The organism is Vibrio sp. B1ASS3 (genome assembly GCF_905175355.1).
GTDB lineage: Bacteria > Pseudomonadota > Gammaproteobacteria > Enterobacterales > Vibrionaceae > Vibrio > Vibrio owensii.
Window position 1 is genome coordinate 742,614 of sequence record NZ_HG992743.1, and the last position, 12,384, is coordinate 754,997.

General features: G+C 45.4%; 12 protein-coding genes. 5 read left to right on the plus strand and 7 right to left on the minus strand.

The genetic code is table 11. The features are described 5' to 3' along the window. The first annotated feature begins 116 nt into the window (after nt 1-116). From KJB05_RS21800 to KJB05_RS21810, 3 genes are all read left to right on the plus strand, one after another. Nucleotides 117-470 carry a hypothetical protein gene (locus tag KJB05_RS21800; RefSeq protein WP_005375589.1) on the plus strand — a complete coding sequence of 118 codons (354 nt, stop codon included), beginning with the start codon at nt 117-119 and terminating at the stop codon, nt 468-470. Between the two features lie 121 nt (nt 471-591). Then, a complete protein-coding gene (locus tag KJB05_RS21805) occupies nt 592-2,592 on the plus strand; it encodes a methyl-accepting chemotaxis protein (protein ID WP_208444486.1) in 2,001 nt (666 codons plus the stop codon). Between the two features lie 300 nt (nt 2,593-2,892). After that, nucleotides 2,893-3,372, plus strand: a complete 480-nt coding sequence (locus tag KJB05_RS21810; protein ID WP_005388254.1) for a Dps family protein — start codon at nt 2,893-2,895, stop codon at nt 3,370-3,372. A gap of 108 nt (nt 3,373-3,480) precedes the next feature. On the opposite strand, the gene KJB05_RS21815 is transcribed toward KJB05_RS21810, so the two are convergent. Next, nucleotides 3,481-4,095, minus strand: a complete 615-nt coding sequence (locus KJB05_RS21815) for an HAD family hydrolase (protein WP_005388252.1) — start codon at nt 4,093-4,095, stop codon at nt 3,481-3,483. Nucleotides 4,096-4,219: 124 nt separating this feature from the next. Between KJB05_RS21815 and KJB05_RS21820 the strand changes: the two genes are divergently transcribed. Then, nucleotides 4,220-5,215, plus strand: coding sequence for a S66 peptidase family protein (locus KJB05_RS21820; protein WP_208444487.1), 996 nt, complete (start codon nt 4,220-4,222; stop codon nt 5,213-5,215). Nucleotides 5,216-5,241: 26 nt separating this feature from the next. On the opposite strand, the gene KJB05_RS21825 is transcribed toward KJB05_RS21820, so the two are convergent. The 4 genes from KJB05_RS21825 to KJB05_RS21840 all read right to left on the minus strand — a co-directional run bounded on the left by KJB05_RS21825 (nt 5,242) and on the right by KJB05_RS21840 (nt 8,761). Beyond that, nucleotides 5,242-6,318, minus strand: a complete 1,077-nt coding sequence (locus tag KJB05_RS21825; RefSeq protein WP_208444488.1) for a PQQ-dependent sugar dehydrogenase — start codon at nt 6,316-6,318, stop codon at nt 5,242-5,244. 150 nt (nt 6,319-6,468) lie between these two features. Beyond that, a complete protein-coding gene (gene yiaY, locus KJB05_RS21830; RefSeq protein WP_005442614.1) occupies nt 6,469-7,617 on the minus strand; it encodes an L-threonine dehydrogenase in 1,149 nt (382 codons plus the stop codon). A gap of 334 nt (nt 7,618-7,951) precedes the next feature. Further along, nucleotides 7,952-8,602, minus strand: coding sequence for an isoprenoid biosynthesis glyoxalase ElbB (elbB, locus tag KJB05_RS21835; protein ID WP_188014297.1), 651 nt, complete (start codon nt 8,600-8,602; stop codon nt 7,952-7,954). Between the two features lie 12 nt (nt 8,603-8,614). Next, complete coding sequence (locus KJB05_RS21840) at nt 8,615-8,761, minus strand: hypothetical protein (RefSeq protein ID WP_005453721.1); 147 nt, start codon at nt 8,759-8,761, stop codon at nt 8,615-8,617. 129 nt (nt 8,762-8,890) lie between these two features. Between KJB05_RS21840 and yddG the strand changes: the two genes are divergently transcribed. Then, entirely contained in the window at nt 8,891-9,793 is a 903-nt protein-coding gene (yddG, locus tag KJB05_RS21845; protein WP_208444489.1) for an aromatic amino acid DMT transporter YddG, read from the plus strand. 619 nt (nt 9,794-10,412) lie between these two features. Here yddG and KJB05_RS21850 read toward each other — a convergent pair. Together KJB05_RS21850 and KJB05_RS21855 are read right to left on the minus strand one after the other, a co-directional pair. After that, entirely contained in the window at nt 10,413-11,306 is an 894-nt protein-coding gene (locus tag KJB05_RS21850; protein ID WP_208444490.1) for a cation diffusion facilitator family transporter, read from the minus strand. 175 nt (nt 11,307-11,481) lie between these two features. Continuing rightward, nucleotides 11,482-12,360: a LysR family transcriptional regulator gene (locus tag KJB05_RS21855; protein ID WP_009704717.1), complete on the minus strand. Its 879-nt coding sequence runs from the start codon at nt 12,358-12,360 to the stop codon at nt 11,482-11,484. Nucleotides 12,361-12,384: the final 24 nt, after the last annotated feature.

Consider the following 12,384-nt stretch of genomic DNA (forward strand, 5'->3'; position numbering starts at 1 on the left):
AGCCTAGTTTGCATGGCTTTTTTGTTGGGCTTCTTTCTATGAGCTGTAGAAAAAAACTTGGAAATTGAAAAAAGTATTCTTATCTAATTAAAGAGTGAATTATAAGGAGGAGCGACATGTACCGTTATGTCAGTTCGCCAAAAGCATCGAAGTACATAGTGCCACCACCACAGCATCGTGAGTTGTCGAGTATCGATGTGCCGGAGTCAGAACTAGAGATGCGTGAAATTCTGAACAATTGGTTTGCCGATGGATTGGCGCCCATCATTCAGAATGAAGACAATTACATCTCTGCTAATGAGCAACAGCGCTTTGAGCAGCTCAGCCGTACGGTGGGCGTGTTACTGCGTAATAAAGATTACTACTTTGCCACCAAGCGGATTCTCTCGTTGTGGGAGCAAGACTGTTTAGAAACCACTTACGTTAATTATCTGATTTTACGTAGTGAGCGCATACCATACTTCGAATAAGTCCCATTTCTTGGCTTGAAATAGTGGTTTACATGGTTTTCTTAGTAACTTTTGATACCTGTATTTAACATTTTTGTAAACATCGTTATATTTAAGGCTCATCGTTGTCAGGAGTTTATGGATGAACCTTACGATATCAGGGAAGTTGCAGCTCAGTTTTGTGCTGCTAGCCGTACTTTTTATGGCATCAGCGGTATTCACGTATCGCAACGTCACCACCGTAGAGCAACACGCCTCTTCGTTACTTAAATCTGATCTACCGACCGTCGACACCAGTCGCGGTATACAACAGTCCGTTCAAGCGTCACTGTCTTCTATTCGAGCCTACATGTTGCTAGGTGGCGATGAAGAGGCGAGCGCACGTCTGAGTGAGGACGTTCGCAATATCATGGCATCTACAGACGAGTCGCTTCCGACTTTGCAGGCTTTGATCTCTGAACAGGATTTTCAAGCGATCCAAAGCCAGTGGGACGCAGTAAAAGTTTCTCTAAACAAGCTGATTGAACTTAGCCACAGCGATGAGAACTTACCCGCGCACAACCTCTTTATTAACGAAGCGGCACCCATTGCAGAAGTGGCACTTGATCAGCTTCAAAGCTTAATTAATGAAGAGTCAGGAAACCCATTTGGTGGAGACAGAAAGCGTCTGTTTAAAGTTTACGCGGATAGCTATACCTCGCTCGCCAATGCACTGTCTGCTCTGCGAGATTTCCTGTTGTACGGGCAGCAAGATCATTTGGACAAATACCACGACTTGATTAAGTACCATAATCAGTCTGTAGCGGAAATCGACAGTAAACTCGACAGACTGACTGATAACGACCAATCATTGTGGTCACTGTTTAAGGAAATGCAGCAACTGTACTTTCCTTTAGCAGAGCAGGTAATTGCATTGCGTCAATCGCCAGAGTGGAATGAATCAAACTTGTTAATGGCGAATGAACTGTTGCCAGCAGCGGATGCACTAGACCAAAGCTTAGAAACGATCGTATTGGCTCAGCAAAGTCGTGCTGATCAAAGTGGACAGGGCATTAATCAGTCGATCAAGAACGTACTCACCACTATGTTGATTGCTGCGGCATTGGTTTTGTTTGCCGCAGTAGCGATTTCAAAATACATGGGCAATACCATTGGTCGCCGAGTGAAAAACTTATCGGAGCGTGCAAAGACGATCGCTTCAGGAGATGTTTCTCAGCCTCCGCTCACTGTTGTTGGGAAAGATGAATTGGCAGACCTTACCGATTCGATTAACCGCATGAACCAATCGTTAGCGAGCATTGTGGCAGGGGTGAGTGAAAAAGCGCATCAAGTGGATACCAGTATGGGGGCTTTGTTGGAATCGGCGCAAGTCACCTCATCGAATTTAGAACAGCAACAAACCAGCATTTTTGAAATGGGAAGCCAATTGGATGAAATCGCTTTAGCCGCGCGTAACACCCTAGATCAAGCCAATCAATCGGTGCAGAAGCTTTCTGATTCAAAAGGCGAGATTGAACAAGGTCGCGATGCACTAGAGCAAAACAAAGTCACCATGGAAAGCTTGCACGGCAGCATTGAAACCGCGAGCACGCAAGTGACGCAGTTAAGCAAAGAGAGCGAAGCCATTGGCCGAGTTACGGAAGTGATTGAAGGCTTGGCAGAGCAAACCAACTTACTGGCATTGAATGCCGCGATAGAAGCAGCGCGTGCGGGCGACCAAGGGCGAGGCTTTGCGGTTGTGGCGGACGAAGTACGTATGTTAGCGACTCGCACTACTCAATCGACGACAGAAATCAACGGCATCATCAATGCGATTCAACGCTCGACCAATTCGGTGGTTGAGGAGATAGAACACAGCCAATCACTTGCGGAGCAGGGCGCTGAGCACATTGAAAAAGCGGTAACTCGTTTGCTCGTCACTACTGAACAAATTGGTTCTTTGAATGAACAAATGGCAGAGCTTGCGGCAGCGGCAGAGCAGCAATCTCATGCGACCAATTCGATCACTGGATTGATGTCCGGTATTACTCAATCAGTGGATGAGGTTTCGAATAACAGCCAACGTGCATCAGAGACGTCATTGCAAGTAAAAGAGCAAGTTACTGAGCTGAATCAACAGATGGCAACTTTTAAAACGGCGTAGATAAGGTTTAGGTCTGTTCATCTACTTTTGAACGTTAACCAAATAGTAAAAAAGCCCCAATCCTTTTTACACAAAAAGGGTTGGGGCTTTTTGTTGGATGATACGCCGATATTCGTCTACTTGCTCATTGGATTTAGCTATTTAAATCATAGTTAAAACCAAATTTTCTTCACCGAGCCGGAGTCGTAATATGACTCCATCGGCAGCAAATACTGCAAAAGAATTTTTAAACTTTATACCAATCCCGGTAAGAGAATCGTTCGTTACTACGATTGGTATCATCCTTCTAGGAGCAAGATTATGAACAAACAAGTAAGCCTAATTGGTCTAGACAGCGAACAATCAGCACAACTAGCTCAACAGTTAAATCAACTGCTAGCGCATTACCAAGTGTTGTACATGAACTCTCGCGGTTACCACTGGAACATTAAAGGTGCGCAATTCTTCGAACTGCACGTAAAATTTGAAGAGATCTACACGGATCTACAAACAAAAATCGATGAGCTTGCAGAGCGTATTCTAACTTTGGGTCATACGCCAGCGCACGCATTCAGCAACTACTTGGAAGCAAGTGAAATTAAAGAACATCAAAACGCGACTTCTGGTGAGGAGTGTGTACAAGGTCTGGTTCAAGGCTTTAGCGTTCTACTTCTAAAACAGCGTGAGATTCTACAAAACGCGGGTGAAGCAGATGACGAAGGTACAGCGGCATTGATGGGTGACTACATCCGTGAGCAAGAAAAATTAATGTGGATGCTTAACGCTTACCTACAAGGCTAAGCAGCGCATCACCCAAGCAATCCTTGGGAACGCATGAAACAATCGGGAATAAGTCATAAGGGGCACGTTGGTGCCCCTTTTTTTGTTTGCGTATTTTATGTGTGTGCTTTATTTGCGTGGTAAAGATTCGAAACGGCTCAATAAATCACTGAGTTCATTAAGCGCCAACGAGGCTGAATCATTGAAGGTTTCTTGATTACCATGATGAACAAGGCAAGAGGGCATCTGCGCGTTATACGCGGCCTGTAAGTCGTAAAGGTAATCGCCGACATAAAGCACTTCATCAGGCATCAAGCGCCACTCTTTCGCCAATACCTGCAGAGACAAAGGGTCTGGCTTGGGCGGGAAGCATTCACGAGTGATGACACGCTCCACAGAGATTTGGTTGTGTTCTAGTTTGCGCTGCGTGGCGATTTGGCAGTTGCGCGTCACGATAGCGGTTTTGATTTCATTTTGATGCAAGTGGGCGAGTAATTCATGGCAGCCAATCATTGGAGCAGACTGCTCAGCATCTGAAATCTCGTAATCAAATATCACGTTATGAGCGTGCTCTCGATGATGAGGATGCTCAAGTGCGTCGACAAAATCCAATAGATCTTCACTCTGCGGACAACCTAGCTGTTGTCGCAATTCGCCGAAGTTCATATCAGAACTCACCAAGGTGTTGTCTAAATCAAACACCACGGCTTTAATTTTATCGAGCTGTAAAGGGAATGGAATCATAATGACCTCGTACAACTTAACCGAACTATCGTTTTAAAAAACAAAAGGTTATTGTTAAGTTTAGATTCTTCTGCTTAGATTGTACGAAAATAAATCAACCATGTATCACAAAACAAGGACGCGCATGATCATTCCTAAACCATTACAAAAAGGCGACACCATCGGCTTTTTCTCGCCATCCTCCCCAGCCACGGTATTTGCACCAGCGCGTTTTGAGCGCGCCAAAGCGTACGTGGAATCTCATGGTTACCAGCTAAAAGCAGGCAGCTTAACGGGCAAAACTGACCAATACCGCTCGGGTTCGATTCAAGATCGAGTAGAAGAATTGAATGCGCTGATTCGTGATCCTCAAGTGCGCTGTATCATGTCGACCATTGGCGGTTACAACAGTAACTCTTTGCTGCCTTACATCGACTACGAAGCGTTGAAGAAGGATCCCAAGATCATTGTTGGCTATTCGGATGTGACGGCTCTACTCATGGGCATTTATGCACAAACCGGCATCGTCACTTTCTATGGTCCCGCTTTAGTGGCATCTCTGGGTGAATTCCCGCCACTGGTGGACGAGACCTTCGCTTCGTTCGAATCGATTGTGAATACGCTAGATAGCTTGGCGCATCAATACACAATGCCTCAAGGGTGGACCGATGAATGGATAGAGTGGGGCGAGCAAGACCGCGCGAAACAGACCTTGCAAAACCAGTGGCACTTCAAAGGTGAAGGCAAGATCACAGGGCGTTTGATTGGTGGCAACCTCAATACCATGACGGGTATTTGGGCAAGTAAGTTTATGCCGAGTATCGAACAAGGCGATATTTTGCTAGTGGAAGATTGTTTGCAGGGCATTGAAACGGTCGAACGCTCTTTTGCGCTGCTCAAGTTATCCGGTGTGTTTGAAAAAGTCAGTGCAGTTGTTCTTGGCAAGCATGAAAAGTTCAACGATAAAGGCACAGGACGAGCACCTATAGACGTGTTGCTAGAAGTACTTAACGGTCAACCACTGCCGATTTTGTATGATTTTGATAGCTGTCATACCCACCCAATGCTTACCGTTCCATTGGGCTCGACCATGACGCTCGATTTTGACAATGAAACAGTGGCAGTGAGTTTAAAGAGCTAGCTTTTTGACTAGCTCGTCAGAGAAAACTATTTCTCCTCAAGACGAAATATTTTGCCGCTGTCGGTAGAAAAGTAGATATAACCATCGGGGCTGATGGTTATATCTCTTACTCGCTCACCAAGATTCTCCATCAATCTTTTTGATTCGGTGAGCTTGCCATTCTCAATAGAGACCACGTTGATGTGCGCCAGTTTCAATGCACCAGCGAGGATTTTTCCGTCCAACTCTGGGTATTTATCGCCACGGTACAAAATCATATTGCTGGGTGCGATAGAAGGGATGTACACCAACTTTGGATCTTCCATTCCCGGTAACGACTTAGCTTCCCCGACGTCCAACGGTCCCCAATATTCTTTACCATGAGAGACTTTAGCCCAGCCGAAGTTCGCGCCTTTCTTGATTAGGTTAATTTCATCGCCGCCGCGTGGTCCATGTTCAATCGACCACAGCTGTTTTGTTGCTTCGTCGTAAAACATACCTTGTGGGTTGCGGTGCCCGTAACTCCATATCTCAGGACGAGCTTCGGAAGGTTTGAATGGGTTGTCTTGTGGAACCGAACCATCAAGGTTAAGGCGCAGAATACTGCCAGCATGGGTTTGAGTGTCTTGCCCATTATCACGTTCGCCACGGTCACCGATTGAGAAGTAAACTTTGTCGTCTACAAATGAAATTCGACTGCCGTAGTGGCGACCTGTGTCGGTGATGGCATCAGCAACAAAGAGATCTTTCCAACCTACAAGCTGATTGTTTTGCAATTGCGCCGTCGCTAACGCCACCGTATTGCCTTTACTCGTTCGCTTGCTGTAGGTAAAGAAGAGTTGCGGGTTTTGCTTATCGGCATTCGGTGCGAGCGCGACATCCAATAAGCCAGCTTGTCCACTTGTGTTCACATCGGGGACGTTAAACAGCTTTTGAGGTTTGCCTGTGGCGATATCCAGCAACGAAACCGTACCGTTCTTTTCATTGACGATAACGCGTTGGTTATCTAAGAACTCGATCCCCCAAGGGGTCTGAAATCCATTCGCCACTTCGTTAGCGCGGTATTCGGCAGCGTTGGCAGAAAAGGATAAACAAGCGAGTAGGGCAGCAGCAATCGTTCTCATGGTTCCTTCCAATATGAATCGTATTAATGCTTAAAAGCTAACACTAAAAGAGAACGTTTTGCAGAGCATGGATTGTATAAGAATGTAAAAAAATCCCCGATACGAGATCGGGGATTGAATTAAGGCTAGAGAATTGTTTATGTAGCGAGATTACATCGCTTCTTCGAAGATCTTAGAGATTTCTTCGTGAGTTGCTTGTTTAGGGTTAGTGAAACCACAAGCGTCTTTCAGTGCGTTATCTGCTAGTGTTGGGATGTCTTCTAGTTTCGCACCAAGCTCTTTAATACCTGCTGGGATACCTACATCTTTCGCTAGAGTAACGATAGCGTCGATTGCTGCCGCTGCGCCTGCTTCAGCAGACATGCCTTCTACGTTTACGCCCATTGCTTTTGCTACATCACGTAGACGCTCAGGACATACTTGCGCGTTGTAGCGCTGTACGTGAGGTAGAAGAATCGCGTTACAAACACCGTGTGGAAGGTCGTAGAAACCACCAAGTTGGTGTGCCATTGCGTGTACGTAACCTAGAGAAGCGTTGTTGAACGCCATACCCGCCATGAACTGTGCATATGCCATTTGTTCACGAGCTTCTAGATCTTCACCGTTTTTCACTGCTGTGCGTAGGTACGCTTGGATAAGTTCAATCGCTTTGATTGCTACCGCATCAGTGATTGGTGTTGCTGCGATAGATACGTAAGCTTCAATCGCGTGAGTTAGGGCATCCATACCTGTTGCCGCAGTTAGCGAAGCAGGTTTAGCTAGCATTAGCTCTGGATCATTTACAGAGATAAGCGGTGTTGTGTGCTTATCAACGATAGCCATCTTGATGTGACGCTCTTCGTCAGTGATGATGCAGAAACGCGTCATTTCAGATGCCGTACCCGCAGTCGTGTTGATTGCGATAAGTGGCATCATTGGTTTTGCAGATTGGTCTACGCCTTCGTAATCTGCGATTTTGCCGCCGTTAGAAGCAACAAGCGCGATACCTTTCGCACAGTCGTGTGGTGAACCACCGCCAAGAGAGATAACGAAATCACATTCGTTATCAGTAAGAAGTGCCAAGCCGTCGTTAACGTTGCTGATAGTAGGGTTTGGTTGAGTGCCATCGAACACAACAGTTGCTACGTCGCGTTCTGTTAGTAGATCTTGAACCTGCTTTACTACACCGATTTGGTTAAGAATCTTATCCGTAACAATCAAACCTTTTTTAAAGCCTTGAGATTGGATGCTGTCTGCTGCGTCTTTCAGACAACCAGCGCCCATTAGGTTTACGGTAGGGATAAAAAATGCACTTGTCATATTGGATTGCTCCGTCGTTATTTTTAATAATCTTTCTTAATCTGTCATTTACTCTTGCATACCCCGTTCTTGATTTAGATTGATCTAGGACAAGTTTAACCCCTTAGGGGTATCTTGAGGGCTGAAAGTGTGATGACAGTCTTGTTGCACAGTGAGATGGTGCAACACCTACTTAACGTAGCTGAAATATCTCATTTATCACGCAAACGATTGGCAAAAATAACAAGATTCGTACGGTTTATCTCTCAATTCGACTAAAGTATAAAAAATCCCCATTAATATGTAGTCTATCAATGGGGATTAGTATGGTGTGTTTTAAGCAAACGTTTTCGATTTAGGCGATTTTAACTAACTTATCTACTAGTTTTTCAATGCCTGATGCGGCTTGGGAGATATTCTCCGCTAACATATAAGCTGGTGTTGAAAGCACGTTGTGTTTTTCATCGAAATGGATTTCATCCACCTGACAATTGACGTGCTCACCCCCCATATGACCGAATGCTGCTGCAGTGGCTTCATCGTTACCAATTGTGCCTTTTACACCTTGATCATAAATCATCGGGATAATAGTTGGTGCAATGCATAAATAACCTGAAGGTTTGCCTGCTTGAGCGAATGCACGACACGCTTGGGCGACGTGAGTATTAATCGAACACTCTGCGCCTGAGACGGCGAAGTCGGTTAAGTTTTTCGCGGCACCAAACCCACCGGGAAGCAGTAGGGCATCGTATTCATCAACGTTAAGTTTGGCGACATCGTCAATATTCCCGCGAGCGATACGAGCTGATTCGATCAAGACGTTGCGTGTTTCATCCATTTCGTCACCAGTTAGGTGATTGATGACGTGGAGTTGGTCAATGTTAGGTGCAAAGCAATGCCAAGTTGCACCTGCTTTCTCGATGGCGTAGAGCGCCAATACGGCTTCGTGGATCTCAGAACCGTCGTAAACGCCTGAACCACTTAAAATGACTGCGACTTTTTTCATGATTGGATTCCTTTACTCTGAACGTTCCTTAGATTGCTCTTCACTATCTAGACCATGCGTTTCCGAATGTGTTTCAACGTTTTCACTTTCGTCGTCTTCCTCATAGTAGCGCACAACAAACGGTGTCAGCATGACACTCGAAGGCAGAAAATGTTTCATATCGACTCCAACCGCTTAATAGAGTGGTTTTTATACCGATTTTGGAAAAAGAGTACGTTGAAGCGGATCATTTTTGAGTTAAGCTGCAGTTTCCTTTGGCATTCATGAGCAGTAGGTCACATAGATAACATGCAATCCTATCAGTTTCGTTTCACCCTTTATGGTTGTATCGCCATTCTCTCTTGGAGCTGTTTGTTAGGCATCGCAAGATTGGTCACAGAAAGTTTGGGACCCGTGGGCGGATCAGCCATGCTGTATTCTCTGAGCTCCATTTTTCTGTTGATTGTGGTTGGCATCCCAAAACTGTCGTATTTCTCACCCAAGTATTTAGTTCTCGGTGGAGCGATGTTTGTCTGCTACGAGATCTTCCTCGCGTTGGCATTGGGCTACTCCAATTCTCGTTCTCAGGCGATTGAAGTTTCCATCGTCAATTATCTATGGCCGGCACTAACCGTTTTGTTTGCGGTATTGGGCAGTAACAAAAAGCCAAACTGGCTACTGTACCCGGCAGTTATGTTGGCATTCATTGGTGTCGCTTGGACGGTCAGTGGTGATAGCGGCTTATCACCGACGCAGTTAATGGCGAACATCAGTAGCAATCCGATTGTTTACTTCATGGCATTTGCAGGCGCAGTCATCTGGGCTGTGTATTGCAATCTGACTCAAAGACAACAATCGAAGCACAACGCGATTACTTTGTTCTTTATCGCGACAGCCATCTTTTTGTGGATCAAATACGCCTTTACTGATGAATCGCCAATGGCATTCAGTTGGGAAGCGATGGGGTACTTAGTGGCTTCTGCAGCTTTAATGGCTGGTGGTTACGGGTTGTGGAATATCGCGATTGTTGGCGGCAATATGGTGTTTCTCGCAACCTTGTCTTACTTTACGCCGATTTTCTCTGCTCTGTTTTCTTCTATTATTCTAGGCGTCACTTTGAGCCACAGCTTTTGGCAAGGGGTCGTAATGGTGACGGTTGGTTCGCTGATGTGTTGGCTGGTTACTAAAGAGAAGCGCGAAGCGGCTGGATAAGCTTTCTGTAGGAGAGGGTAAGTTCACAAGCCACAGTTCAATGTACCAACCCCTCCTAACCTCCCCTTGTATTTGGCATCCAAGCTCTCAACACCCCGAGCCAAAGGGGAGGGACTGGTCCTGCATCCGAGAATAAATCAATTGCCCACTATGAGCATTCTCCGGAGCAGTAGAAGAGCGGCTAGCTGAAGTTAGCAAAGAATAACTCTCCCCCTTAATCGCCGTATTCAAATGCGAAGCAACGTAAGTCAATAAAAGGGGGAGTTGGAGGGGGTTACAAGTTCACAAGTCACAGTTCAGTGTACTAACCCCTCCTAACCTCCCCTTGTATTTGGCACCTAAGTTCTCAATATCCCTGAGTTAAAGGGGAGGGACTGTTCCTGCATCCGAGAATAAATCAATTGCTCACTATGAGCATTCTCCGGAGCAGTAGAAGAGCGGCTAGCTGAAGTTAGCAAAGAATAGCTCTCCCCCTTGAACACCGTATTCAAATGCGAAGCAACGTAAGTCAATAAAAGGGGGAGTTGGAGGGGGTTGTAAGTGCATCAATCGAAGAAATGCAAAAAGCTCCCGAGATTGGGAGCTTTTCTTTCGAGTTCTAATGATTTCAGGTGGCGCTCTAATACGCGACGTTCAATTGTAATTGAAGCTTGAATCTGTGCTTCGATAGTCGCTTAGTAAGTTGCTTACGAGTGTGCTCTAGCGTATCAAGCTCTAGCGTGTCGTCATCCACATGCACGTCCACATTTACTCGTAACTCTTGACCAACTTTAGTTACGCCCGCCAATTTCAATTGGTGCTCAGTCACTTTTTCAATCTCAAGAACGTCTTTACCAACGCTCTGACACAGCTCTTTGCTAGGTGTCATCATTAGCAGCTCACGTAGGGCACCAACTAGCATATCAAATGGTACTTTAAGGAAGTAGAAGCCCATCAACACCATCATCATAGGGTCTGCATAGACCGCATAGTGTGCATACGGTGTCAGTGATACTAACCATGCAGCGATAAAACCAAGGGTTACTGCAACACTAAGTAGCGTATCCATTTGCCATTGTTTTTTCTCGGCTTCGATTAAACCTGATGAAAAACGACGGCTTTTCTTCGCCATAAACCACCAAGCGTAACCACAACCAACGACGTTAACCACACCGAAGATGGTTGCGATGGAAGCGTCTACCTCACGACCGCCTGTCATCAACGCTGTTACCGCAGAGAATAATGAGAAAGCAACAACAACTAAAATAACGGCTGCTTTGATAGCGATAACGATAGGTTCAAGTACAGCTTTGCCGAAAGGAAAAGTAGATTTTGATGGCTTGCTGATGTAGTAAGAAGCTGCCAGTGACAATAAAGTTAACAGCAGACTGACTAGAGAATAAACACCGTCAAATACGATGACGATCGACCCAACAAGCAAGCCAAGTACCATCCCTCCGACTGCAAACCCAGATGCTAAAAGGGCAGAGAAGGTTAAGATACGGTTTTCGTTTTTGCTTGTCCTGTCACACATAAAAGATGCCTTAAATTATTACACCCTTACATTCTTCTCCTTGGGGTAAATTTAAGCAAATGAAAACTGTGTGACATTTAAACGATGAAATGAGGGTTTATATATATTTTATTATATATCAATAGCTTGCGCTAAAATCTCGCTGTCAATTTAATTGACGCTCACTGCAATATGTTTAGAAGTCGAATAAATACTCGCTTAACTTATCGGCCAACCAACTCATGGCTGGGTGTTCTGTTTGTCCATTTGGAACGAACATACAGTAGTCTTCTTGCGTCAAACCATAAGTGTGTTTGATCACTGCAAGTTTCTGATGTCTCAAGTAATGTCGGATCAGTGGCTCTGGCAATACGCCCCATGCATCTTCTTCCAAAATGGTATTCAGCATGTAGTCAAAACTGGAGAAGCCAATGTATCGAGTAGAAAAGGGTTGCAGCTCCGGGTTGTCTTTCTCGTTCAAATACACCATCAACGCTTGCATCTGGTTACGCAAATCTTCGTCTGTGACACGGCGCATCTTACTTAAGCGATGTTCGAAGCTGCATACTGACATCATGCGAATTTTGCCTAGAGGATTGTAGACAATATGAGGATCGTCGACACGTTCGTAGTCCACGCCAAATGCAAAGTCGACTTGTTGTGTACTGACTAAATTTGAAAGGTCACCACTGGACGCCAATATTAAGTTGAAGGTTGTCGACGGGAAGCGATTGTTTAGAGTATGAGATAGCTCTTGCCACAGTTCGTCTGGCAGCGAGTCATCACGTGCCACCCAGACCTCGGCGTTGAAGCCGTCAGAAACTTGAGCGCAAGTCTTTTTGATTCGCTGTGCGGTTACGAGCAGGTTTTCGCAGTCTTTAAAAATCGCTTTCCCTGCTTCAGAGAGTGTTAGCTGATTGCCAGTACGAGTGAATAACTCGACGTCTAGGTCTTTCTCAAGCGCCTTAATTGCCATACTCAGCTTAGTACGATTGCAATCGAGTTGACGCGCAGCCTCCGAGACGGAGCCATACTCGGCAATGGTACAAAAGGCTTCAACTTGCGATAAGTTCATGATTAAAAAAGACCTAAACTGAAA